This is a genomic window from Caballeronia sp. LP006 (assembly GCF_031450995.1).
GTDB lineage: Bacteria > Pseudomonadota > Gammaproteobacteria > Burkholderiales > Burkholderiaceae > Caballeronia.
Genome location: NZ_JARTVW010000002.1, coordinates 22452 through 45773 on the forward strand (window position 1 = coordinate 22452; position 23322 = coordinate 45773).

General features: G+C 60.2%; 23 protein-coding genes. 15 read left to right on the forward strand and 8 right to left on the reverse strand.

Annotation, left to right across the window (positions count from 1 at the left end; genetic code table 11):
• The first annotated feature begins 33 nt into the window (after positions 1–33).
• The 5 genes from P9250_RS00855 to P9250_RS00875 all read left to right on the forward strand — a co-directional run bounded on the left by P9250_RS00855 (position 34) and on the right by P9250_RS00875 (position 3925).
• A complete protein-coding gene (locus P9250_RS00855) occupies positions 34–891 on the forward strand; it encodes an NAD(P)-dependent oxidoreductase (protein WP_310390718.1) in 858 nt (285 codons plus the stop codon).
• 93 nt (positions 892–984) lie between these two features.
• On the forward strand, positions 985–1731 hold the full coding sequence (locus P9250_RS00860) for an amino acid ABC transporter permease (protein ID WP_250468002.1): 747 nt from the start codon (positions 985–987) through the stop codon (positions 1729–1731).
• The gene (locus P9250_RS00865; RefSeq protein WP_244831347.1) at positions 1728–2381 is read left to right on the forward strand and encodes an amino acid ABC transporter permease; all 654 of its coding nucleotides are present in this window, start codon (positions 1728–1730) and stop codon (positions 2379–2381) included. The genes P9250_RS00860 and P9250_RS00865 overlap by 4 nt, the downstream gene beginning before the upstream one ends.
• Positions 2365–3093, forward strand: coding sequence for an amino acid ABC transporter ATP-binding protein (locus tag P9250_RS00870; protein WP_244831348.1), 729 nt, complete (start codon positions 2365–2367; stop codon positions 3091–3093). The genes P9250_RS00865 and P9250_RS00870 overlap by 17 nt, the downstream gene beginning before the upstream one ends.
• A 37-nt stretch (positions 3094–3130) precedes the next feature.
• The gene (locus P9250_RS00875; RefSeq protein WP_244831349.1) at positions 3131–3925 is read left to right on the forward strand and encodes a transporter substrate-binding domain-containing protein; all 795 of its coding nucleotides are present in this window, start codon (positions 3131–3133) and stop codon (positions 3923–3925) included.
• Positions 3926–3965: 40 nt separating this feature from the next.
• On the opposite strand, the gene P9250_RS00880 is transcribed toward P9250_RS00875, so the two are convergent.
• The 7 genes from P9250_RS00880 to P9250_RS00910 all read right to left on the reverse strand — a co-directional run bounded on the left by P9250_RS00880 (position 3966) and on the right by P9250_RS00910 (position 10440).
• Entirely contained in the window at positions 3966–5198 is a 1233-nt protein-coding gene (locus tag P9250_RS00880; protein ID WP_250468003.1) for a glycoside hydrolase family 88 protein, read from the reverse strand.
• Between the two features lie 170 nt (positions 5199–5368).
• The gene (locus P9250_RS00885; protein ID WP_244831351.1) at positions 5369–6265 is read right to left on the reverse strand and encodes a helix-turn-helix domain-containing protein; all 897 of its coding nucleotides are present in this window, start codon (positions 6263–6265) and stop codon (positions 5369–5371) included.
• A 113-nt stretch (positions 6266–6378) separates the two neighbouring features.
• Entirely contained in the window at positions 6379–6831 is a 453-nt protein-coding gene (locus tag P9250_RS00890; RefSeq protein WP_244831352.1) for a MaoC family dehydratase, read from the reverse strand.
• The gene (locus tag P9250_RS00895) at positions 6828–8021 is read right to left on the reverse strand and encodes a CoA transferase (protein ID WP_310390719.1); all 1194 of its coding nucleotides are present in this window, start codon (positions 8019–8021) and stop codon (positions 6828–6830) included. The genes P9250_RS00890 and P9250_RS00895 overlap by 4 nt, the downstream gene beginning before the upstream one ends.
• Positions 8022–8046: 25 nt before the next feature.
• Positions 8047–9210 (reverse strand): acyl-CoA dehydrogenase family protein, encoded by a 1164-nt coding sequence (locus P9250_RS00900; RefSeq protein WP_250468005.1) that lies wholly within the window; start codon positions 9208–9210, stop codon positions 8047–8049.
• Positions 9207–10010 (reverse strand): enoyl-CoA hydratase/isomerase family protein, encoded by an 804-nt coding sequence (locus P9250_RS00905; protein ID WP_244831355.1) that lies wholly within the window; start codon positions 10008–10010, stop codon positions 9207–9209. Before P9250_RS00905 ends, P9250_RS00900 begins: the two co-directional genes overlap by 4 nt.
• 4 nt (positions 10011–10014) lie before the next feature.
• On the reverse strand, positions 10015–10440 hold the full coding sequence (locus tag P9250_RS00910) for a MaoC family dehydratase (RefSeq protein ID WP_244831356.1): 426 nt from the start codon (positions 10438–10440) through the stop codon (positions 10015–10017).
• Between the two features lie 327 nt (positions 10441–10767).
• On the opposite strand from P9250_RS00910, the gene P9250_RS00915 reads away from it, so the two are divergent.
• The 5 genes from P9250_RS00915 to P9250_RS00935 all read left to right on the forward strand — a co-directional run bounded on the left by P9250_RS00915 (position 10768) and on the right by P9250_RS00935 (position 16515).
• On the forward strand, positions 10768–11802 hold the full coding sequence (locus P9250_RS00915; protein ID WP_244831357.1) for a TRAP transporter substrate-binding protein: 1035 nt from the start codon (positions 10768–10770) through the stop codon (positions 11800–11802).
• Complete coding sequence (locus P9250_RS00920) at positions 11799–12371, forward strand: TRAP transporter small permease (RefSeq protein ID WP_250494045.1); 573 nt, start codon at positions 11799–11801, stop codon at positions 12369–12371. The genes P9250_RS00915 and P9250_RS00920 overlap by 4 nt, the downstream gene beginning before the upstream one ends.
• A gap of 12 nt (positions 12372–12383) precedes the next feature.
• Entirely contained in the window at positions 12384–13655 is a 1272-nt protein-coding gene (locus tag P9250_RS00925; protein ID WP_310390720.1) for a TRAP transporter large permease, read from the forward strand.
• Between the two features lie 161 nt (positions 13656–13816).
• Positions 13817–15538: a ubiquinone-dependent pyruvate dehydrogenase gene (gene poxB, locus P9250_RS00930; RefSeq protein WP_310390721.1), complete on the forward strand. Its 1722-nt coding sequence runs from the start codon at positions 13817–13819 to the stop codon at positions 15536–15538.
• Between the two features lie 113 nt (positions 15539–15651).
• Complete coding sequence (locus P9250_RS00935) at positions 15652–16515, forward strand: alpha/beta fold hydrolase (RefSeq protein ID WP_250468007.1); 864 nt, start codon at positions 15652–15654, stop codon at positions 16513–16515.
• On the opposite strand, the gene P9250_RS00940 is transcribed toward P9250_RS00935, so the two are convergent.
• The gene (locus P9250_RS00940; RefSeq protein ID WP_310390722.1) at positions 16512–17192 is read right to left on the reverse strand and encodes a dihydrofolate reductase family protein; all 681 of its coding nucleotides are present in this window, start codon (positions 17190–17192) and stop codon (positions 16512–16514) included. The genes P9250_RS00935 and P9250_RS00940 overlap by 4 nt on opposite strands.
• 170 nt (positions 17193–17362) lie before the next feature.
• Here P9250_RS00940 and deoC point away from each other — a divergent pair, with 170 nt between their 5' ends.
• The 5 genes from deoC (at position 17363) to P9250_RS00965 (ending at position 23312) form a co-directional block, all read left to right on the forward strand.
• Entirely contained in the window at positions 17363–18373 is a 1011-nt protein-coding gene (deoC, locus tag P9250_RS00945) for a deoxyribose-phosphate aldolase (protein WP_310390723.1), read from the forward strand.
• Between the two features lie 32 nt (positions 18374–18405).
• Positions 18406–20796: an aldehyde dehydrogenase family protein gene (locus tag P9250_RS00950; protein WP_310390724.1), complete on the forward strand. Its 2391-nt coding sequence runs from the start codon at positions 18406–18408 to the stop codon at positions 20794–20796.
• A 73-nt stretch (positions 20797–20869) separates the two neighbouring features.
• Positions 20870–21343, forward strand: coding sequence for an RbsD/FucU family protein (locus P9250_RS00955; RefSeq protein WP_244831365.1), 474 nt, complete (start codon positions 20870–20872; stop codon positions 21341–21343).
• On the forward strand, positions 21340–22272 hold the full coding sequence (gene rbsK, locus P9250_RS00960; protein ID WP_310390725.1) for a ribokinase: 933 nt from the start codon (positions 21340–21342) through the stop codon (positions 22270–22272). The genes P9250_RS00955 and rbsK overlap by 4 nt, the downstream gene beginning before the upstream one ends.
• Positions 22269–23312 carry an ABC transporter permease gene (locus P9250_RS00965; RefSeq protein WP_250527283.1) on the forward strand — a complete coding sequence of 348 codons (1044 nt, stop codon included), beginning with the start codon at positions 22269–22271 and terminating at the stop codon, positions 23310–23312. The genes rbsK and P9250_RS00965 overlap by 4 nt, the downstream gene beginning before the upstream one ends.
• Positions 23313–23322 lie beyond the last annotated feature (10 nt).

Sequence of the window (23322 nt, forward strand, 5' to 3'; positions counted from 1 at the left end):
AATCCCTAGCATTGCATGCAGGAGACAAAATTCATGGAATCACAGACGGACGCATTGCCGTTGCAGGGCACCCTCGAACCCGAATTGCGCTTCGACCGCTTGCTGCTCACGGGTGCGGCGGGCGGTATCGGTAAAGCCATTCGGCATCGTGTCGCGGAGTTTGCAGAGCATGTGCGAGTGGCGGATCTGCCCGGCGTATTGTCGGGCGATGCAGCGCCTCACGAAGAAATCGCGCCGTGCGATCTGGCAGACCGCCAAGCAGTCGATGCACTCGCCGCCGATTGCGACGCCATTGTCCATCTCGGCGGCGTATCGGTGGAGCGTCCGTTCGAAGAGATCCTCGAAGCCAACATCAAGGGCGTCTTCAACCTCTACGAAGCGGCGCGGCTCAACGGCGTAAAGCGCATCGTATTCGCGAGCTCGAATCACGTCACAGGCTTTTATCGGCAAGACGAACGAATCGATGCCAGCGCGCGCAAGCGTCCCGATGGCTACTATGGCTTGTCGAAGTCGTTCGGCGAGGACATGGCGCAGTTGTACTTCGACCGCTATGGCATCGAGACGGTGAGTATCCGCATTGGCTCCGTTTTTCCCGAGGCCAAGGACCGCCGAATGATGGCGAGCTGGATGAGCTACGACGACTTCCATGATCTGTTGCGCCGCGCGCTGTTCACGCCGGGCGTCGGACACACAATCGTTTTCGGCATGTCGGCAAATTCGCATACCTGGTGGGACAACCGTGACGCGTCGGTACTCGGCTTCGAGCCGCGCGACTCGTCCGAGAAGTTCCGCGACAAGGTCGAAGCCACGCCGGCGCCCGCACCGACCGATCCAGTTGCGGTGTATCAGGGCGGCGTGTTCACGGTGACGGGTCCGTTCGATCCGGTGTAATGCATGCGGCATACAGAATGCCGAACTCGCGTAGTCAGTCGTCATACATCCAGAAGTGTCTGACTCGCTCCTTCGAACTGAGGCACGACCGCCATGTTCTCTCTCGACTTTGCTCCGTTGTTGCCCTACTGGCCGACGTTCCTTTTAGGCGCGTGGCTCACGCTCAAGATGACGTGCGTGGCGGTGTTCTTTGGCCTCATCCTCGGCATGCTCGTGGCATTTGCCAAGCGCGCGAAGGTGCCGGTGCTGACGCGCCTCTGCATCATCTATATCGAGGCGGTGCGCAACACGCCGTTTCTCGTGCAGATCTTCCTGCTGTATTTCGGGCTGGCGAGTATAGGCTTGCGCATGCCGACCTTTGCCGCGGCTGCGCTCGCCATGACCATCAACATCGGCGCTTATGCCGCCGAGATCATTCGCGCGGGTCTGGAATCGGTGCCACGCGGGCAGATCGAAGCAGCAGAGTGCCTGGGTCTTTCGCGCTGGCGCATCGGCTGGAACGTGATGTTGCAGCCCTCTATCGAGAAGGTCTATCCGGCGCTCACGAGCCAGTTCCTGTTGATGATGCAAGCCTCGGCAATCGCTTCGCAAATCTCCGCCGAGGAACTGACCGCCGTTGCCAACACCGTGCAGTCGGATACCTTCCGCTCGCTTGAAACCTATATCGTCGTCGCGCTGCTCTATCTCGGGCTGTCGCTCATCATCAAGCTCATTGCATGGGCTGTCGGTGAGCATCTGTTCAAGCGGCGCCGCGCCATCCGTCTTGCCGCAAAACGCGCGGGCAAGACGCCGCCGGACTCCCCGCGCATCGATACCGTCATTCCCGGAGGTGCGGCATGAGCGGCGGATTCACGGCATCGCATTTTGTGTACCTCGTGCAATCGATCGGCTGGACGCTGGTGCTCTCCATGCTTGCGTTCGTGCTCGGCGGTATCGGTGGATTCCTCGTCATGCTGGCGCGCATCTCGCCGCGCCTCTGGCTCGCACGCACAGCCATCGTGTTTATCGAGGCGATTCAGGGCATTCCGTTGCTGATCCTGCTCTTCATCGTGTACTTCGGGTTATCCGTGTATGGCTATCAGGTACCCGCGCTCGTTGCGGCGGGTCTTGCGCTGATGGTTTATTCGAGCGCGTATCTCGGCGACATCTGGCGCGGCTGCGTCGAAGCCATGCCTAAGCCGCAATGGGAAGCCGCCGAGTGCCTGTCGCTGTCGCGCTGGCAGAGTCTGAGGCTCGTCATCATCCCGCAGGCGATGCGGCTCGCCTTGCCGCCCACGGTGGGCTTTCTCGTGCAGATCATCAAGATGACTTCGCTCGCCTCCGTGATCGGCTTTATCGAACTCACGCGCGCAGGGCAGATCATCAACAACTCGATCTTTCAGCCGTTCCTCATCTTCGGACTGGTCGGCGCTTTCTATTTCGTCCTGTGCTATCCGCTTTCGCGCTGGAGCCAATCGATGGAGAATAAGCTCAATGTCAGCAATCGTTAAGGTCGACGAGGTCTACAAGAGCTTCGGCTCCAATCAGGTGCTGAAAGGCGTCTCGTTCGATGTCAACAAGGGCGAGATGATCGCCGTGATCGGTGCGAGCGGTTCCGGCAAGAGCACGGCGTTACGCTGTATCGATCGGTTGGAAACTATCGACCAAGGGCAGATAGAGGTATGCGGCATTCGCGTGGACGATCCGAAGGTGGATCTGCATCTCTTGAGGCGCGAAGTCGGCATCGTGTTTCAAAGCTATAACCTCTTTCCGCACCTAACGGTCGAAGAAAACATCATGCTCGCATTGCGGCACGTGAAGAAGTTATCGCGTGACGAAGCGAGACGCGTCGCGCTCAACGTGCTCGAACAAGTCGGGCTTGGGCAGAAGGCCGATGCCTATCCCGAGCAATTGTCGGGCGGACAACAGCAACGCGTGGCGATCGCACGATCACTTGCTATGAACCCCAAGGTCATGTTGTTCGACGAAGTGACTTCCGCGCTCGATCCGCAACTCACGGGAGAAGTGCTGCGTGTCATGGAAGACCTCGCGGCCGATGGCATGACCATGCTGCTCGTCACGCATGAAATGGCGTTCGCCAAGCGCGTGGCGGACCGCATCATCTATATGCATCAGGGCAAGGTGTGGGAAGTGGGCGACGGCAGCATGCTCGATGCGCCACGCACGCCCGAATTGCGAGCGTTTCTGAACAACGGCCTTTGAACGGCATTTTTTCAATCCAAGAAGACGGAGACATCACTTGAAAGCACAGAAACACATTGCACGCGCATGCGTGGCGGCATTGATGATGGCAGGCGCCATTCACAGCGCAATGGCCGATCAGCTTGATGACATCAAGAAGGCCGGCGTCGTGCGCGTTGCCATCGCAATGGGCACGCCGCTCTTCAGCTACGCCGACGAGAACCTCAAGCCCGCAGGCTCGGATGTCGATACCGCCGCCGCGCTCGCAAAAGATCTCGGCGTCAAGCTCGAACTCGTGCAGATCACTAACGCCGCGCGCATTCCGACCTTGCAGGCAAAGCGCGCCGACCTCGTGATCGCCGACTTGTCGATCACGCCGGAGCGCGCAAAGGTCGTCGATTTCTCGATTCCCTATGCGGTGATCACCATCATCGTGGGTGGGCTTAAGAGCATCAAGGTGAAGGACTATGCGGACCTCGATGGCAAGACCATCGGGCTCACGCGTGCAACGGTCAACGACACGCTGACGACGCAGCAAGCGAAGGGCGCGCAAATTCAGCGCTATGAAGACGACGCCACGCTCATCACGTCGATGGTCGCGGGTCAGATCGACATCTTCTCCAGCACGCCGTCGAACCTTCAGGAAATGCAGAAACGTGCGCCCGCACGCAATATCGAACTCAAGTTCGAACAGAAGAACTTCGATCTCGGCATTGCGATGAACAAGGATCAACCGGCTCTGAAAGAGTGGGTGGACAAGTGGGTCAGCACGAACCAGAAGAACGGCAACCTCAACGCGATCTACAAGAAGTTCCACGGACGCGATTTGCCCGACGCCGTCCGCAAGGGCTGAACGAATGCCGGCGACATGCGTATGTCGCCGGCATTGTTCTTTACGCTAGAGGAATGCGCGGTGCGTCGAGCGGGCGCAGCTTGCCCGGATGCACGACACGACACAAGGCTTCGACAAAGAAGAAGTCGCCGAACATGGTCGCGCCATCCACGCCAATGTTGTGCGGCTTCGAATAGCAGGAGTTGTGCAGCAGGCCGTGTTCGCCGTCTTTGGTGAACTCATCGCGGCACAACGCTTCGAGCATCGCGACTCCGTGACGGCTCCATTTTGCAGCGGCATCCGCCGATGGATGAATGCGCGCCAGTTCGAGCAAAGCCGATGCGACGATAGCGGCGGCGGCCGTGTCCTTGATGTCGGCATCGCTGCCGGTTGCGTCGAAGTCCCAAGGGGGAATTTGACGGCCATCGAGACGGCGCAGATAGTATTCGGCCAGACGCTCGGCGAGTTCAATATACGCGAGCTTGCCCGTTTCGCGCGCGGAATTCGCATACCCGTAGATCGCCCAGGCCTGACCGCGGCTCCATGCAGACTCGTCGAATGCGCCTTGAAAAGTGTAGCCACGTTTGCGCGCGCCCGTTTCGAGATCGTATTCGACGGCGTGATACGTCGAGTCGTCGGGACGCACGAAGGCGCGTGCAGTCATCGCGGCATGCGCGTCCGCTGCATGCCGATAGCTGCCGTCATCGGCATGATTCGCCGCCCAGTAGAGCAGCGAGAGATTGGCCATCGTATCGATTGCGGATGCACTTCTGCCGCGCGGATCGGCGAGCGGTCCCCATGACGCGAGATAAGCGCCATCGCGCGTGGTGACGAGGCGGGCGCGCAGTTTGTCCGCCGCCTTCAACGCGATATCGGCAAAGCGTGCATCGCCCGTGATGTGATGGCCGGGCACCGCGCTGCTGTCGAAGATGAAGCCGATGTCATGCGTGTTCGGATCGTCCGCGCGTTGTTCGACCAGCAGCATGCGCGCACGAGCCCATTCGAGAAATTTCGCGTCGCCGGTATGAAGATGCGACGTGAGCAAAAGGCCTACCCAGAAGCCACAGAACCAGTTGCCGTGACTCCAGGCGTCGCCGTCATAGCCGGCGGATAGCGAAGCGGGCAGACGCACCCATTCGCCATCGGGACCCGTGACTTGCGGAAACTCGACACCGAAACTCAATTCATCGGCCGCGACTTTTACAGCCGTGCGGTCGAGCGTTTCGCGAAAGAGCCGTGTCTGGTCCTGCGTGAGTGAATAGATATCGGAGAGCGGGGTTGTAGCGTTCGACACTTTGTCTCCTGTGGACGAGAGCGGACGCGCTTAATTCGCGCTTGTCTCATGCAAGTGGGTTGCAGAATACGTTGAACACGCACGTCGATTCTAAAAACCCATGCTCACGCGACGTTAGGATGAAACGCGGGATCTGTTGGACATTTCTGCATGGAATACCGAATGCGCGTTCAAATATGCAACTTGTCGAGGCTGCGGCGATAGTCGATCGGTGAGCGGCCTGTGTGCTTGCGAAAGCACCGGCTGAAATAAGCGGGGTCGTCGAAAGAGAGTTGCGATGCGATCTCCGCGACGTTCACTTCGGAATGCAGCAGCAAGCGCTTGGCTTCGAGCATGACGCGTTCGCGTATCAGCTTTGCAGCCGTGCTGCCGAGCGCCGCGCGCGTGGCTTCGTTGAGCGCGCGCTCGGTCACGTTGAGCAGACGCGCATAGTCGGCGGCATCGTTCATCGAGCGAAAATGCTTCTCCAGAAGGCTCTTGAAGCGGCGCGACAACAACACGTTACGCGACGTGCCCGACTCCGTGACCGCCGCCGCGCTGCTCATGCGCGCGGCCTTGAGCAAAAAGATACGCAGATAAGCCCAGATTGCATCCTGATGGCCGTGCAGTTCCGAGCGATACTCGTCCATCATGCCGTCGATGAGACGCATCATTTCATGCGCTTGCGCGTCGTTCAGATAGACCGCTGCGGCAAGCTGATCGAAGTCGTGCACCGGCACTTCGGTTTCCGAATGCCGGTTCTGCACGCGAAACGAAAAGAACTCGGATGAGAAGCTGATCGACCAGCCGACCGTATCGGGGGATAGAACGAAGTCGTGTATCTGGCCTGGTGCCATGAAGAACAGCGACTGCGGACGCACCTCGTAACGCACCGAGTCGATGACATGATGACCCGTGCCCGTCACCACCCAGGCGATGTGATAGAAGTCATGCCGATGCGGATAAGGCAGTGTCGACTTCATGACTTCGAGCGGCGCAAAGTGGAAGTCCATCGACTTGACGTGCGCGCCATATTCGTAGTTCTCGATCTTGATGACCGGAACGTGGCAACCACATGCGGTACTCAACTTTCGTCTCCTGCGGGCGGCGCTTCATTCGTGCTGCGCTCGTTTTCGCGGCGCTGCATCCGAGTCTAACGAATGCTTGCGCCGCCCGTAACTGGCGGATTCCCCGACGCGTCTCATTCGAACTTGAGTTCTTTTAGCGCGGAAAGCCCGCTCAGCACGACCTTGCCGCGTTGATTGCGAACCATGGTGTCCATCACGAGAATTCGCTTGGCGTCCTTCTTCTCCACCACGGTCACGTTGATGGTGATGGTGTCGTCGATGAACACTGGCCCCAGAAAACGCAGTTCTTGTCCGACATAAGCGAAGCCCGGACCGGTCAGTCGCGTGTGTGCGGCCGAGACGAGCGAGGCCGTCAACAGGCCGTGCACGACGCGTCTTCCGAACGGTGAGCGCTCCGCAAACGCTTGCTCCATGTGCAGGGGATTCAGATCGCCCGACAGATGACCGAACGCATTGACCGCCGATTCGACCACGGTGTGGACGTCCACCTGCGAGCGGCCGATTTCCACATCGTCGAAGCGCAGCAGTTCGGGTGCTGCGGGAGCAGCGTGTAGTTGGGCGCTCATGCATTTCTCCTCGAAGTCAGCGCGATGCCGGCATCGACCAGTTCGTCGATCCGCGTAGTGTCATAACCCAGTTCGGCCAGCACCTCACGTGTGTGCTCGCCCTGTCGCGGCGGATGCCGTCGCATGGGCGGCGCCTCGCCGTCATAGCGCACCGGATGCGCAAGTACGCGTATTGGTCCCGCCTCTTCGTGTTCGAACGACATGATCATCTGGTTATGCGCGACTTGAGGGTCGACCTCGACCTGCTCGTAGTCGTTGACCGGCGCGAACCAGATATCGTGCTCCTCGAAGACGCGCATCCATGTTTCTGTCGTGCGCCTGGTCAACGCGTCATAGACCAGTCGATTGATTTCATCGCGACGCCGCACGTTGTCTTTCGGATGCGTGAACTCGGCGAGCGCGGGGACATCGAGCGCATTGGAGAGCTTCTGCGTCGGTGTAAGCGAGATCGCGATATAACCGTCGAGCGTTTTATAGACGCCATAGGGCGCAGGATGAAAGCGGCTGCCCGTTGGCGGCTGGGTGCGCTGCCAGAGCGGTCCCTTGTTCATGTAGTACGTGAAAGGCTCGATCTGCAAATCCAGTGCCGCGTTCAGCAAATTGCTCTCGACACGCGTACCCACACCCGTGCGTTCGCGCGACTGAAGTGCAGCAACCACGCCAAACGCTGCCAGCACCGCTGCATGTTGATCGACAATAGCGGAGCCTACAGGCGTCGGCGGCGAATCGGCTTCACCTGAAAGCATGGTCATGCCGCTCATCGCTTGTAATAGCAGGTCTTGTCCCGGGCGCTTGAGATAGGGACCCGACGATCCATAACCCGTGCACGAGCAATACACGAGACGCGGGTTGACCTCGTGCACTTGCGCATAGCCGAAGCCCATCTTGTCGAGCACACCGGGGCGGTAGTTCTCTATCAATACGTCGGCTTCGCGGATCAGACGCCACACGATTTCACACGCGGCTTCCTCACGCAAGTCGAGCGAGATGCTGCGCTGATTGCGATTGCCCAGCAGAAAGAACACGCTCACGCCTTCGACGAAAGCGTCCGCGCCGGTCCAGCTTCGCTCGAACGCGCCGCCCGGTGGCTCGATCTTGATGACGTCAGCACCGACATCGGCGAGCATCTGCACGGCGGCGGGCCCTTGCAGAAAGTGGGTGAAACTCAGTACCTTGATGCCTTCCAGCATAAACTCCCCCTTCGTCCGCGCGTTATCAGGCAAGCGCCGCACGCGCGATGATCATGCGTTGTATTTCGGATGTCCCTTCGACGATCTCGAGCACCTTGGCGTCGCCGAATGCACGCGCTACCGGATACTCCGCCATCACACCGTAACCGCCGTGTATCTGCAAAGCCTGATGCGCTGCGTGCATCGCCTGTTCGGAGGCGAAGAGCTTGGCTTGCGATGCCTGCATGTCGAACGGCGCGCCGCTGTCCTTCAATGTGGCGGCGTCGTAAAGCATGAGACGTGCGGCATGCGCGTGCGTCGCCATGTCGGCGACCTTGAATTGCAGGCCTTGAAACTCCGCTATCGCGCGGCCGAACGCGCGGCGCGTCTTCATGTATTCGACGGACCGTTCGAGCGAGCCTTGCAAGATGCCGAGCGCAAGCGCGCCGATTAAAATGCGGCCTGTGCTGATCTGCGCGAGCGTCTGACGCAAACCCGCGCCGCGTTCACCAAGCAAATTCTCTGCGGGAATTGCGCAGTTTTCGAAGAACAACTCGTGCGTGATCGAAGCGCGCCAGCCGATCTTGCGCAGCTTGCGGCCCGTTTGATAGCCAGTAGTGTCCGAAGGCACGATGAAGTTCGAAATCTCTTTCTTGCCATCGGCACGCGTACCGGTCACAGCCGCGATTACCACCGGCCCGCCGAGTTCAGTGCCCGAGTTGCTGATGAAAGTCTTCGCACCATCGATGACCCAGCGCTCGCCATCGAAGTGCGCACGTGTGGCGATGTTGGCCGCATCCGATCCCGCATCGGGCTCGGACAAACCGATCGAACCGATCTGGCGGCCTTCGAGAATAGGCCTTAAATAAAGGTCCTTTTGCGTCGAGGTGCCGTAGTTCGACAAGAGACTCGCGACAGTCGAATTGGCCATCAAGGCGTTCGCGACCGCGCAATCCACGCGCGCCAGTTCTTCTAGCACGATGACAAACGAAAGCCAGTCGCCACCGCCACCGCCCCATTGCTCCGCATAAGGCAGGCCGGTGAAGCCAAGCTCGCCGGCTTGACGCCAGATATCGTAGGGAAAGGCTTCTTGCTCCCAGAGCTCCTCGGAATGCGGTGCAATCTCTTTGTCGGCAAAGCGGCGAACGGCTTCACGAATCATGGCGTGCTCTTCGCCGAGCCAGTGAGGCAAACGATGTATCGTGCTCATTCAGTCACCGTCACGGTCGAGGCGCGCCGTGCAAGGCGCTTTTCCATGAACTGCCTCAAGCCCGCGCGCGCGCCTTCACTCGTGAAATTCACCGCGTATTGCGCTGCTTCAAAGTCGAGTCCTGCGGACAAGGGCATTTCGTTCGCGCGATTGAGCGCGCGCTTCGCCATTTCCATTGCGAAGGGGTCGTAGACGGCGAGTGTTTCGGCGAACTCGCGCACTGTATCGAACAATGCATCGTGTTCGACGATCTCGTGCAGAAAGCCGAACGACGCGCATTCCTGAGCCGTATGACGCCGCCCGCTCAACACGAATCGCTTGGCGCAGGCGAGCCCCATCTTGGCGACGGCGAGTTGCGTGCCACCCCAGCCTGGCATGGTATTGAGCGTGATCTCGGGAAACCCGAAGCTCGCTTTCGTCGATGCAATCACGAAGTCGCAGGCAAGCGCCAATTCGAAACCGCCGCCTAGCGCGAAGCCATTGACCATTGCGATGGTCGGCTTGGCGCTTTCATGCAGGCGCAACAACGCGCGCTGCCCGGCTACCATGTCACGATACGCGCCCGCGCTGTCGAGCGTGACCAGTCGCTCGATATCGTTGCCGGCAGCGAAGGCCTTGGGACCGCTACCCGTGATGGCGATAACGCGCGTTGCATCGTCGGCGAGTGCATCGTCGAGTCCTGCTTCGAGCGCCGCGAGCATTTCCGGCGTGAAGGCATTGAGTTTATCGGCGCGGTTGAGCGTCAGGAGACGCAGCGCGCCGTGCTGTTCCGCTATGACGGGCGAGGTGTTCATCAGCATCGTGTCACAGCACCTTGAGGTAAGTCTTGCCCGATGCCACGACCACGCCGTCTTGCCGCGTGACATCGGCGACGAATACGCACACGTTGCGCTCTTCATCCTTCTCTTCGAGCGTGAGACGCGCAGTGACAGTATCGCCTATAAACACCGGCGCATTGAACGTGATGTCATAGCGATACGACACCGCGCCCGGACTCGGCGCCTTCGCCGCCATATGGCCCATGACTGTCGAAAGAAAGCCGACCGAGAGACAGCCTTGCGCAATGCGCTTCTCGAAGCGCGTGGTCTTGGCGAACTCTTCGTTCAGATGCACGGCGTAAAAGTCGCCGACTATCCCGGCAAATCCATAGATGTCGTATTCGGATACGGTCTTTGCGAAATCGGCGGTATCGCCGATTGCATAACAGTCCATGTGCGGGCGTTTGGCCATGTTGACGAACCAGTGTATTAGGTGGGGTAAACACGGCGTATCGCTTGCGAGCGACACACCGTCAACGTGGAAGTCACTTTAAAGATGCGCTTGGTTCACGCGGTAGGACGGTTCGCGCGATCTTTTGGACTTTTTAGCGTCACGTCGCGTTTGCATGGAAACCAGCGTTAAAAAGTACAAGAAATCTGGAGCCTGGTCCTAACGCACCGTTGACGCGATCACAAATACTTGCGTCAACCCGTCGCTCTTCGACATGCACGACACATGAGGCACAAGAAGAGGCAGAAGGCGGTGTCCATATCGTGAAGAACGTGGGAAGGAGACAACATGAATTCGCTTTTCAAGGCGCATCGCTCGTTGCGCGTGACGATGAGCGCCGTGCTCGCCGCATTGTGCGTCGCCGCAACAGGCAGCGCGATGGCGCAGGACAAGGTCGTGATGAAGCTTGGCCATACGCTCGCACCGGACAATCACTATCAACTGACCGCGCAGGTCTTCGCCAAGGAAGTCGCGCAACGCACGCATGGCCATGTCGAGATTCAGCTCTTTCCCCAATCGCAACTCGGGGGCGAAGTGCAGATGGCGCAGGCGTTGCGCACCGGCACGCAGGAACTCATGATCTCCGCGCAAGCGCCTATCGACAATACGATCAAGCAATGGCAAATTTTCGACATGCCTTATCTCTTCAGCAGCATGGATGAGGCGAACAAGGTGCTGCAAGGACCCGTCGGCCGCAAGTATCTCGACATGATGCAGCCGGTCAACATGGTCGGTCTTACGTGGCTTGCTGTCGGCGAACGCAATCTCTTCACGACCAAGCGTCCGGTCACGTCGCTTGCCGACATGAAGGACCTGAAGGTGCGCGTGATGCAAAGCCCCGGCTATATCGCGGGCTATAAGGCGCTCGGCGCGAACCCCACGCCGCTCGCCTATAACCAGTTGTTCCTCGCGCTGTCGCAAGGCCTCGTCGATGGCGCGGACACATCGCCCGAGCAATTCGTGCAGGACAAGTTCTCCGACGTCGCCAAGCATTTCTATGTGACGCACGTGAACTACCTGCCCGTCGTGCTCGCGATGAGCAAGAGCGCCTGGACCAAGCTGTCGCCTGCTGACCAGAAGGCTTTTCAAGAGTCAGCCGCGGTCGCCGCCGATTTCGACCTGAAGGAGTACAAGCGCGAATACGACGCCGCACTCGCGACGATGAAGGCCAAGGGCATTCAAGTGACGATGGTCGACACTGCGCCGTGGGCCGAAGCCACGAAGTCCGCGCGTGACGAACTCGTTGCGAAGATTCCGGATGGCGCCGCGCTCTACGCCGAGATGAACGCGGCCAAGCAGGCCTCGTCCGTGGCATCCAAATGACGCCTTTGTCACCGGAAGTGCCGGAGGAAACCCGTATGGAAAAGCTCGCGCGTGGCTTGATGTTCATCGACGACATGGTTCTGAAGCTGAACCTGTTCGTCAGCAGTTGCCTCTTGCTGGCAGCGGTGATCGTCGCCGGTCTCGGGGTCGTGTTCCGCTTCGTGCTGCACGACTCGCTTTCGTGGTCCGACGAAGCCGCGGCGTATCTCTTCGTCTGGCTCACGTGCCTGGGTGCGGCGGCAGGCGTCAAGTTACGCGCACATCCTGAAGTGCGCGTGCTGGCCGATCGCGTGCCGGCGGCGATCGCGCCCTTGCTCAAGGACTTCACGGACTGCGCGATTCTCGCGCTCGGCGCCGTGTTCGTCGCGTATGGCTCGGACATGCTCGCGTTGATGGGCACGGAGACAGCCGCATCGATTCCCATCTCGATGGTCTATCCGTATCTTTCCATTCCCGTGTGCGGCGCGTTGCTCGTGTTTCATTCGCTGGTGCGCATCGTCGTGTCGCACCTCGCGCCGCAGACGCAGACCAACGCCACTTTGATCGAAGGCGTGTCCGACCATCTCTAGGATAAAGACATCATGTGGGCAATCGCTCTAGGCGCAGGGCTGCTTGGCCTCGGTGTACCGGTGGCCATCTGTATTGGTATCGCGGCGACGCTGGCGTTGTCGATCAATGGCACGCCGCTGCTCGTCATTCCGCAACAGCTCTTCTCGAACCTCAATAACGGGGGTCTGCTCGCGATTCCGTTCTTCATGCTCACGGGCGCGATCATGGATTCGGGCGGCGTTTCGCGACGCATCATCGAGTTTTCGCAAGCGCTCGTCGGCTTCATGCGTGGCGGTATCGGACAGGTCACGATTGTTGCGAGCATGTTCTTCGCGGACCTCTCGGGATCGGCCACGGCGGATACGGCGGCGATCGGCTCCGTGATGATTCCGGGCATGGTGAAGAAGGGCTATTCGCGTGCGTTCGCGGTGGCATTGCAATCGGCGGCGGGATCGCTCGGGCTGCTTTCGCCGGTATCGATGAGCATGCTCGTCTATGCTTACACGGCGAATGTATCGGTAGGCACAATGTTTATTGCCGGTATCTTGCCGATGCTCCTAGTGGTCGCTTCGTTCATGATCGTGAACTACGTGACCGCCGTGCGCAACGACTACAGCGCGGTCGAGCCGTTCAGCGCACGCAAGTTGTGGACTACGTTTCGCGAAGCATTCTGGGCCTTGCTCACGCCGATCATCATTCTGGGCGGCATCCTTGGCGGCATCTTCACGCCGGTCGAGGCAGGCGTGGTTGCGGCGGTGTACGTCACGCTGGTGAGCGCGTTCATCTTCCGCACCTTGAAGCTCTCGCATTTCAAGGAGATTCTCGTCAAGACGTCGGTGAACACGACGCGCGTGTCGTTCCTGTTGGGTCTTGCCTTCGTGCTCGGCCGGTATCTGATCGAAGCGCAAATTCCCTTGCATGTGGCGAACAGTTTCCTTGCGATCACGACGAGCGCGATCATCCTGCTCATTCTCATCAACCTGTTTCTGATCGCGGCGCATACGGTGCTCGAAACCATTTCGAGTATCGCGGTGATAATCCCGGTGTTCCTGCCGCTCGTCGTGCAGATGCATATCGATCCCGTCGTATTCGGCGTGATCGTGCTGATCAATTCGGCTATCGGCATCAATCTTCCACCTATTGGCTTCTGCCTCTTCACGGCGGCGTCCATTGGTGGTGTATCGGTCGAAAAGGCGACGCGTGCGATTCTGCCTTTCATTCTCGCGCTCGTGATCGACTTACTGCTGATCATTTTCTTCCCGCATATTCCGCAGTTTCTGCCGCATCTGATGTCGATGAAATAACGCTCGACGACCTTTGAAAACGCTTCACCAGGGGCCTGGTCTTCGGACCGGGCCCTTGGTATGACAGCACGGTTTACGACGTGTCAGCGTGCACTGTGATATTTCTTCTGTCTAAGTACACGTGCAACCGTCCAACGAACCTGTATGTCATTGGAGTGAACATGGCCAAAAGCACCATCGCCGACTATCTGGCAAAGACGCTTGCCGCTGCGGGCGTCGAACGCATCTGGGGCGTGACGGGCGACAGCCTCAACGGACTTGCCTACAGCCTCGATAAAGTCGGGTCTATTCGTTGGATGCATACTCGCCACGAAGAAGCCGCGGCCTTTGCCGCGGGCGCGGACGCAGCTTCTTCCGGCAAGCTCGCCGTCTGCGCGGGCAGTTGCGGTCCCGGCAATCTGCATCTCATCAACGGGCTTTACGACTGTCATCGTAACCAACAGCCCGTGCTGGCCATTGCCGCGCATATTCCATCGACGGAAATCGGCCTCGGATACTTTCAGGAAACGCATCCGCAAGAGCTCTTCAAGGAATGCAGTCACTTCGTCGAACTGGTGTCGAACGCATCGCAGTTCCCGCGCGTGCTCGAACGTGCGATGCGCGCGGCGCTCGATCAACGCGGCGTCGCGGTAATCGTGCTGCCGGGCGATGTTGCCTTGAGCGACGGACCCGGAGTCGAACCACGGTGGACCGCAAGCGAGCCGAGCGCAATCGTTCCAGCCGAATCGCAACTCGACACACTCGCGGCCATGCTCAACGGCTGCGAAGCCGTGACCATCATGTGCGGCAGCGGCGTGGCGGGCTCGCACGACGAAGTGGTCGAGCTTGCCGATACACTCGGAGCGCCGGTCGTGCATGCGTTGCGCGGCAAGCAATTCATCGAATACGACAATCCGTTCGATGTCGGCATGACGGGCTTGATCGGCTTCAGCTCGGGCTATCACGCCATGATGTCCTGCGATACGCTCGTGCTGCTCGGTTGCGACTTCCCTTATCGGCCGTTCTATCCGCCGCACGCGAAGGTCGTGCAGATAGACTGGCGCGGGGCGCAGCTCGGCAAGCGCACGCCGCTCGACATGGGTATCGTCGGCACCATCAAGGAGACGCTCACGGCGCTCTTGCCCAAGCTCACGCGCAAGACGGAACGACGCTTCCTCGACAACGCGCTCAAGCACTATGCAGATGCACGCAAGGACCTCGATCACTACGCGACACCTTCCGCGCCTGGCCGTCCGATTCATCCGCAATATCTCACGAAGCTGGTCGATGACATCGCCGCCGAGGATGCCATCTTTACCGTCGATGTCGGCACGCCCACGTTGTGGGCCGCGCGCTACCTCACGATGAATGGCAAGCGTCAGTTGCATGGCTCGTTCAATCACGGTTCCATGGCGAACGCAATGCCGCAGTCGCTCGGCGTGCAAGCGGCGCATCCGCAACGGCAAGTGGTCTCACTGTCGGGCGATGGCGGTTTGTCCATGCTGCTAGGCGATCTCTTGAGCGCCATTCAGTTGAAGCTGCCGATCAAGGTCGTCGTTTTCAATAACAGCTTGCTCGGCTTCGTGTCGATGGAGCTCAAGGCGGGCGGTTATCTCGACACCAATGTCGATCTCAGCAAGACCGACTTCTCGCAGATTGCAAAGGGCGCGGGCATATGGTCGGTGCGCGTGGAAGAGTCGGAGCAACTGGAGGGCGCATTGCGCGATGCCTTCGCGCACGACGGCCCCGCGCTCGTCGATGTCGTCACCGCCAAGCATGAATTGGCGATGCCGCCGACCATCGAGCTATCGCAAGCGAAGGGCTTCAGTCTCTACATGCTGCGTGCTATTTTGAGCGGCCGTGGCGACGAAATCGTCGAGCTGGCACGCACGAATCTGCGTTAAGCAAGGCATCCGGCCGCAACTCGTATCATCAAAACGAGTTGCAAACAGAGTTGCGGCCGATTTCGCGTTCGTGGTTTATGCTGTCGGACCACATCCAACGCAGACAGCGAGCCATGAGCGATTCATCAGCGGGCGCATTGCCGCTCGACCAGGTTTTCGACTTCGAAGGTCAGGCTATCCGTTATGGCGCGATAGGCGAGGGCGCGCCGCTCGTGATGGTGCACGGCACGCCGTTCTCATCGCAGGTATGGCGGCGGATTGCGCCGGTGATGGCGCGGACGCATCGCGTGCATTACTTCGATCTTCTGGGATACGGCGAGTCGGACAAGCGCGAGGGGCAGGACGTATCGCTCGGCGTGCAGAATCGCGTGCTCGCGGCATTGCTCGATCACTGGAAGCGTGACTGGAAGGGCGCGTTGCCCGACGTGCTCGCGCACGACTTCGGTGGCGCCACTTCGTTGCGGGCCGCGTTACTGAACGGCTCCGTTTATCGTTCCTTGATGCTGATCGACCCTGTCGCGCTGTCGCCGTGGGGATCGCCCTTCGTGCTGCACGTTCGTGAGCATGAGAGTGCGTTCGCGGGCGTGCCGCCCTACATACACCGCGCCATGGTCGATGCCTATGTGCAAGGCGCGGCGCATCGGCCGCTTTCGGAAGACGTGCTGCGCATCTACACGCGGCCGTGGATCGGCGAACCGGGACAGGCGGCTTTCTACAGACAGATCGCGCAGATGGACCAGCGTTATACCGATGAAATCGAAGCACGCTTTGGCGATTTGCGTTGCCCCGTGACGGTTCTTTGGGGCGAGGAAGACCAGTGGATTCCAGCGAAACGCGGCGTCGAATTGGCTTCGCGCATTCCGGGCGCGCGGTTCACGCGAGTGGCGTGCTCGGGGCATCTCATGCAGGAAGATGCGCCCGAAGCGATTGTCGGCGAATTGCTGGCGTTCCTCGCGCGCGTGGATGCGCTAGCCTAGTCCTTGCGCTTATAACGCAGCCACACCATGTCGTTATCGAGCGTCTTCGCCGAATCGAGCTTGAGATAAGCGGGCTTTTGCCATTTGTCCATCGCCACTTCGAATGAAGAGGGATGCGCCTCGCGGCCGTCGACGAGCGGCACGATCAGCACGCTGACTTCATCGACGAGTTGCGCATTGACGAACGCGCCCGATACATGTCCGCCGCCTTCGACTATCAACGTGCCGATCTTCAACTCGCGCTCGAGCGTTTCCACGACGCGCGCGAGCTCGATATCCTTCTTTCCGCCGAACACGTAGGACGCGCCGATGGATTGCAGATAGGCGAGGTAGTCGTCATCGACATCTTCCGCGAGCACTTCGACGATATGCGAGTCGAGTGCCGTGTTCGTCTTCCACGTCACGCGGCCCTTAGGGTCGATTGAAATTGCGTACTGGCTTGCGTCGCGTTTGGCGAAATGGTCCGTGCGTTCGATAGGACCTTTGGCGAGGCCACGCGGATAATCCTTGTCCTTGCCGTGGGAGATTTCCTGCATGGTGACGCGGCCGCACGCCCAGGCATCGGCCTTGAAGGTCGCGGCGGTTTCTTCATAATACGGCGATGCAAAGTCGAGATGCCAGCCGTCGGTAAGGCTGCGGCCATCGAGCGAGGACATCATGTGGCAAATAATATGCATGGGGGCTCCAGCGTATGAGAAAGCAAACCGTCCGCAAGCCCCATGCCCTAAATCCTCCCACAGCGCCTCCGAACTTTCCCTATGTTACGATCTTCACAAATGTGATTTAGAATGAGATCAATCTATCAAAACATGTTGTGCGTCGCACAAGACCGCAGCACCTCGATCTCATGCTGGAAACTGCAACGAAGTCCGTCGTCGCGTGGCCCGGGAAAGTCCAAGCCGGGCATGTGAGCGATCGTAATCCTGGCGTGCCCTTCGACCTCTCGTGGCTCGATGGCTTGCGCGTGAATCAGTCCGCCGTGCTGCGCCGCGCGTCCACGCTTGGCACGCGTCGCGCGGTCAAGAAAGACGCACAGGCCGCGTGGCTGCTCAAGGCGATCACCTGCATCGACCTCACCACGTTGAGCGGCGACGACACCACCGCGCGCGTCGAACGTCTTTGCGCAAAGGCGCGTCGCCCGGTGCGAGACGATTTGCTCGAAGCGCTCGGCATGACGCCTGGATCGATCAGGACAGGCGCGGTTTGCGTGTATCACCGCTATGTCAAAGCCGCCGTGAACGCGCTGGACGGGAGCGGCATTCCGGTCGCGGCCGTCTCCACGGGTTTTCCCGCTGGTCTCAATCCGCACGAACTCAAGTTGCGCGAGATAGAGGCCTCGGTGAAGGACGGCGCGGCAGAGATCGATATCGTCGTCACCCGCGAGTACGTGTTGACCGGTAACTGGAAGGCGCTCTACGACGAGATGCGCGACTTCCGCGCCGCTTGCGGCAATGCGCACGTCAAGGCGATTCTCGGCACGGGCGACATCCGCACGCTGTCGAACATCGCCAAGGCATCGATGATCTGCATGATGGCCGGCGCGGATTTCATCAAGACATCGACGGGGAAGGAAAGCGTCAACGCCACGCTCGACGTCTCGCTCGTCATGGTGCGCATGATCCGCGAATATCTGGCGCGCACCGGCGTTGCCATCGGCTTCAAGCCTGCGGGCGGCGTTTCGACGGCCAAGACCGCGCTCGAATATCAGATCCTCATGAAGGAAGAACTCGGGCGTGAATGGCTCGAACCGGAGTTGTTCCGCATTGGCGCGTCGAGCCTTCTCGCCGATATCGAGCGGCAACTCGAACATCACGTGAGCGGACGGTATTCGTCGTTCAATCGCCATCCCGTCGCCTGAATCACGCATCACGCATCCAACACACAGCCCTCATGAGCGTAGCCGAATATTTTTCTTCGATGGAATACGGACCCGCACCGGAAGACGATCGCGCCGTGCGCGCGTGGCTCGATCAACACGCCGGCCGTTTCGGTCATTTCATCAACGGCGCATGGCGCGATGACGACAACGCCGAGCGTTTCGAATCGCGCGAGCCGGCGACAGGGCGCGTACTTGCGTCCATCGCGCAAGGCACCGATGCCGATGTTGCGGCTGCCGTGGCAGCCGCGCAAGCCGCGCTCGAAGGCTGGCAAGCGATTGGCGGTGCGGGACGCGCGCGGCATCTCTATGCGCTTTCGCGCATGGTGCAGCGACATGCGCGGCTCTTCGCCGTGCTCGAATCGCTGGACAACGGCAAGCCGATTCGCGAGTCGCGCGACATCGATATCCCCCTTGTTTCAAGGCATTTTCTGCATCACGCGGGTTGGGCGCAGTTGCAGGATCGCGAGTTCGCCGACTGGGCGCCGCTCGGTGTCATCGGGCAAATCGTGCCGTGGAATTTTCCGCTGCTGATGCTTTCTTGGAAGATCGCGCCTGCTATCGCGCTCGGCAATTGCGTGGTGCTCAAGCCGGCCGAATACACGCCGCTTACCGCGTTGCTCTTCGCCGAACTGGCGCATCGCGCGGGCTTGCCGGCAGGCGTGCTCAATGTCGTGACGGGCGATGGCCGCACGGGTGCGGCGCTCGTCGAGCATCCACGTGTCGCGAAGATTGCGTTCACGGGATCGACCGAAGTGGGTCGGCAGATTCGCGCGACGACGGCGGGCTCGGGAAAATCGCTCACGCTCGAACTGGGCGGCAAGTCGCCCTTCATCGTATTCGACGATGCCGATCTCGATAGCGCGGTCGAAGGCGTGGTCGACGCCATCTGGTTCAATCAAGGACAAGTGTGCTGCGCGGGTTCGCGTTTGCTCGTGCAGGAAGGCATCGAAGCGGCTTTCGTCGACAAGCTCAAGCGCCGCATGGAGACGCTGCGGGTCGGGACGTCGCTCGATAAAGGCATCGACATGAGCGCTATCGTCGATGACGTGCAACTCGAACGTATTCGTTCGCTCGTCGCCAAGGGCGAAAGCGAAGGCTGCGCCATCTTCCAGCCGTCGCGTCTCACGTTGCCCGAAGGCGGCGCGTTTTTTCCGCCGACGCTCGTGACCAACGTGGCGCCTGCAAGCACGCTTGCACAGGAGGAGATCTTCGGTCCGGTGCTCGTGACGATGAGCTTTCGCACGCCCGAGGAAGCCGTCGCACTGGCCAACAACACGCGCTATGGTCTCGCGGCCAGCGTGTGGAGCGAGAACATCAGCCGCGCGCTGGACGTTGCGCCGCGCCTGCAATGCGGCGTCGTGTGGATCAATGCAACCAATCTCTTCGACGCAGCCGTGGGCTTCGGCGGATATCGCGAGTCGGGCTTTGGCCGCGAAGGTGGACGCGAAGGCGTCTATGAATACCTGAAACCGCGTGTCTGGGCGAAGCTGCCAGTTCGCGGGGAAATGAAGGCAACGCCGGCACAGCCCGATGCGTTGCTCGATACGGGCAATGTCAGCACCATCGACCGCACGGCGAAGCTCTTTATCGGCGGCAAGCAAGCGCGGCCCGATAGCGGCTATTCGCGGCTCGTGCGTTCGCCGTCGGGCGAGATTGTCGGCGAAGTGGGCGAGGGCAATCGCAAGGACATTCGCAACGCGGTGGCCGCTGCGCGCAGCATGACGAAGTGGACGGCCGCAAGCGCGCATAATCGCGCGCAGGTGCTGTATTACATGGCCGAGAATCTCAGTGCGCGCGCCGATGAGTTCGCAAGGCAACTCGTCACGCGTGCCGGGTCCAGCGACCGCGATGCGAAGCGCGAAGTCGAAGCATCCATTGCGCGTTTCTTCACGTATGCGGCATGGTCCGACAAATTCGACGGTGTGGTGCATGCGCCGCCTTTGCACGGTGTGGCGCTCGCCATGCACGAAGCGCTCGGCGTGATCGGCGTGGTGTGCCCCGACGAAGCGCCGTTGCTCGGCTTCGTGTCGCTGGTGGCGCCTGCGCTTGCGCTGGGTAATCGCGTGGTCGCGGTGCCGAGCGAGACGTGTCCGCTGATGGCGACGGACTTCTATCAGATCGCGGAAACGTCGGATGTGCCAGGCGGTGCGCTCAATATCGTCACGGGCGATGTACGCTCGCTAGCTCAAACGCTCGCGCAGCACGACGATGTCGACGCGCTCTGGTGCTTCCACGGCGCGGCCCTTTCGACGCTGGCCGAACGTGAGTCGGTGGGTAATCTGAAACGCACGTTCGTCGATAACGGTCGCGTGTTCGACTGGCACGATGCATCGAGCGAAGGCTTGCCGTTCTTGCGGCAGGCCGTGCAGGTGAAGAATATCTGGGTGCCGTACGGCGATTGATCGACGGTACGCATGTGAGAATTGAAGGGCGAAGACTTCGGGACGAAGCGCGCCCATGCATGGAGGAGACGCTGTGCTGAAGAATATCGATCCACTATTGAATGCCGACATCCTGTACGCGCTTGCCGCGATGGGACATGGCGACGAAGTGGTGATCTGCGACGCTCATTTTCCCGCTGACTCGGTGGCCCGGAAAACGGTGTTAGGCAAGGTGCTGCGCATGGATGGCGCGAGCGCGCCGCGTGCGGTGCGTGCCGTGCTTTCGGTTTTGCCGCTCGATACGTTCGTCGAAGATCCGGCAGGCCGCATGGAAGTAGTTGGCAATGCAACTACTTTGCCTGCTGTGCAACGCGAGGCGCAACGCGAAGTGGACGACGCAGAAGGGCGTGCACAGGCTTTCGCGCCGATCGAACGTTTTGCGTTCTACGAACGCGCCAAGAATGCGTATTGCGTGATAGCCACGGGCGAAGCGCGCGGTTATGGCTGCTTCATCTTCAAGAAGGGCGTGCAGCTCGCTGCCGACGCGTCTGAAGGAGAAGCGCGATGAGCGTGGTCATTCTCGGCATCTACGTCACCGACCTCGCGTTCCGTGCACAACGCATGCCCTTGCTTGGCGAAACCGTGGCAGGCTCGGCGTTTGCAATGGGTCCGGGTGGCAAGGGCTCGAATCAAGCCGTGGCGGCCGCGCGTGCGGGCGCCGACGTGATCTTCTGCACGCGCATTGGCAACGACGCGTTCGGCCAAATCGCACAGGCAACGTGGGCGGCTGAAGGCATCGCATCGCGTGCGACCGTGCTGGACGACATCGCCACGGGTGCCGCGCATATTTACGTCGACGAAAACACGGGCGGCAACGCGATCATCGTGGCGGCCGGCGCTGCGGGCACGCTTGGACCCGGAGACATCGAGGCGATCGAAGCGGATATCGCACGTGCATCCGTGTTCGTCACACAACTCGAACAGCCGCTGCCCGCTGCGCGTCGTGGTCTCGAACTCGCGCGCAAGCATGGCGTGATAACGGTGTTCAATCCCGCGCCGGCGCTTCCGCTCACCGACGACATCTATCCGCTCTGCGACTACATCACGCCCAATGAAACGGAAGCAACCGCGCTCACGGGCGTGGCGATCGAATCGGTCGATGACGCTCGCCGCGCAGCGGATGTCTTGCTCAAGAAGGGCGCGCGTGCGGTGATCGTCACGCTCGGAGAAAAGGGCGCATTGCTGCATACGTCGGGCGGCAAATCCGAACTCGTGCCGGCCTTCGACTGCGGCCGTGTAGTCGAGACCGCAGGCGCGGGCGATGGCTTCACAGGCGGCTTCGCAGCGGCGCTTGCACGCGGCGATTCGGCACTGGCTGCCGTGCGCTTCGGTTGCGCGCTGGCGAGCCTTTCGGTGACACGCGCGGGCACCGCTCCGTCGATGCCGCGTCTCGATGAAATCAACGCTGTGCTCGGCGAAAGGAGCGAGGTGCGATGAAGGGATCGAAGTGGCTCGCCGATCGCCAGCTGAACTTTCTGGTCGGCGTGAACTTGCTGGTCGTGATCATCGCGACATGGCTTTCCAAAGGACAGTTTCTCGACATCGACAATCTTCAGTCGATGGGCGGACAGTTGCCCGAACTCGGGCTGCTCGCACTCGGCATCATGCTGTCGATGGTGTCGGGCAATGGCGGGATCGATCTGTCCGGAGTGGGGCTCGCGAATCTGTCCGGCATGGTCGCGGCAATGTTGCTGCCGCAAATGGTCTCGGGCGACGATTCACCGGCGCTCTATACCGGCGTGTTCGTATGCATCGTCGTGGCAATGGGTGCGCTTGGCGGTATCCTAAATGGCGTGGTGATCGCGAAGCTGAGACTCACGCCCATTCTCTGCACGCTCGGCACGCAACTGCTATTCACGGGTATCGCGGTGGTGCTGAGTAACGGTGCTTCGGTGCGGGTGGAATATGTCGATCCGCTTTCCAACATCGGTAACGGCACCTTCCTGCAAGTACCCATATCGTTGTGGATTTTCGTCGCCGCCGTCTTGTTGCTCGGTTGGATATTGAAGCGCACGCCGTTCGGTCTGCGGCTGTATCTCATGGGCACGAATCCGAAGGCCGCGTTTTATGCGGGCATTCCGCGCACGCGCATGCTGATCGTCACGTATGGTCTTTGCGGCGTGCTTGCATCGCTTGCCGGACTCATCAGCGCGACGCATACGTCGAGCGCGAAATGGGATTACGGCAATTCGTATTTGCTGATCGCAATCCTCATCGCGGTCATGGGCGGCGTGAATCCCGCTGGCGGCTATGGACGTATAGTCTGCGTGTTTCTTGCCGCGACCGTCTTGCAGTTTCTGTCGAGCCTGTTCAATCTGCTCGGCGTGTCGCAATTCTTCGGTGACTGCGCGTGGGGTTTCTTGCTGCTTGCATCGCTTGCATTCGCAGGTGGCGAACGCGTGCGCGCAATCTTCGGTATAGGCGGCGCGAAGCCTTCCAGCAAGGTGCCGCATCCGCCCGCATCGACCGGACGTTGAAACGCTTTTA

Coding starts and splice junctions, on each gene's coding strand:
- P9250_RS00920 (WP_250494045.1), top strand. CDS start 11,799: ATGACGCCTTTGTCACCGGAAGTGCCGGAGGAAACCCGTATGGAAAAG.
- P9250_RS00950 (WP_310390724.1), top strand. CDS start 18,406: ATGAGCGTAGCCGAATATTTTTCTTCGATGGAATACGGACCCGCACCG.
- P9250_RS00965 (WP_250527283.1), top strand. CDS start 22,269: ATGAAGGGATCGAAGTGGCTCGCCGATCGCCAGCTGAACTTTCTGGTC.
- P9250_RS00940 (WP_310390722.1), bottom strand. CDS start 17,192: ATGCATATTATTTGCCACATGATGTCCTCGCTCGATGGCCGCAGCCTT.
- rbsK (WP_310390725.1), top strand. CDS start 21,340: ATGAGCGTGGTCATTCTCGGCATCTACGTCACCGACCTCGCGTTCCGT.
- P9250_RS00865 (WP_244831347.1), top strand. CDS start 1,728: ATGAGCGGCGGATTCACGGCATCGCATTTTGTGTACCTCGTGCAATCG.
- P9250_RS00855 (WP_310390718.1), top strand. CDS start 34: ATGGAATCACAGACGGACGCATTGCCGTTGCAGGGCACCCTCGAACCC.
- poxB (WP_310390721.1), top strand. CDS start 13,817: ATGGCCAAAAGCACCATCGCCGACTATCTGGCAAAGACGCTTGCCGCT.
- P9250_RS00910 (WP_244831356.1), bottom strand. CDS start 10,440: ATGGCCAAACGCCCGCACATGGACTGTTATGCAATCGGCGATACCGCC.
- P9250_RS00860 (WP_250468002.1), top strand. CDS start 985: ATGTTCTCTCTCGACTTTGCTCCGTTGTTGCCCTACTGGCCGACGTTC.
- P9250_RS00890 (WP_244831352.1), bottom strand. CDS start 6,831: ATGAGCGCCCAACTACACGCTGCTCCCGCAGCACCCGAACTGCTGCGC.
- P9250_RS00935 (WP_250468007.1), top strand. CDS start 15,652: ATGAGCGATTCATCAGCGGGCGCATTGCCGCTCGACCAGGTTTTCGAC.
- P9250_RS00900 (WP_250468005.1), bottom strand. CDS start 9,210: ATGAGCACGATACATCGTTTGCCTCACTGGCTCGGCGAAGAGCACGCC.
- P9250_RS00905 (WP_244831355.1), bottom strand. CDS start 10,010: ATGCTGATGAACACCTCGCCCGTCATAGCGGAACAGCACGGCGCGCTG.
- P9250_RS00870 (WP_244831348.1), top strand. CDS start 2,365: ATGTCAGCAATCGTTAAGGTCGACGAGGTCTACAAGAGCTTCGGCTCC.
- deoC (WP_310390723.1), top strand. CDS start 17,363: ATGCTGGAAACTGCAACGAAGTCCGTCGTCGCGTGGCCCGGGAAAGTC.
- P9250_RS00895 (WP_310390719.1), bottom strand. CDS start 8,021: ATGCTGGAAGGCATCAAGGTACTGAGTTTCACCCACTTTCTGCAAGGG.
- P9250_RS00925 (WP_310390720.1), top strand. CDS start 12,384: ATGTGGGCAATCGCTCTAGGCGCAGGGCTGCTTGGCCTCGGTGTACCG.
- P9250_RS00915 (WP_244831357.1), top strand. CDS start 10,768: ATGAATTCGCTTTTCAAGGCGCATCGCTCGTTGCGCGTGACGATGAGC.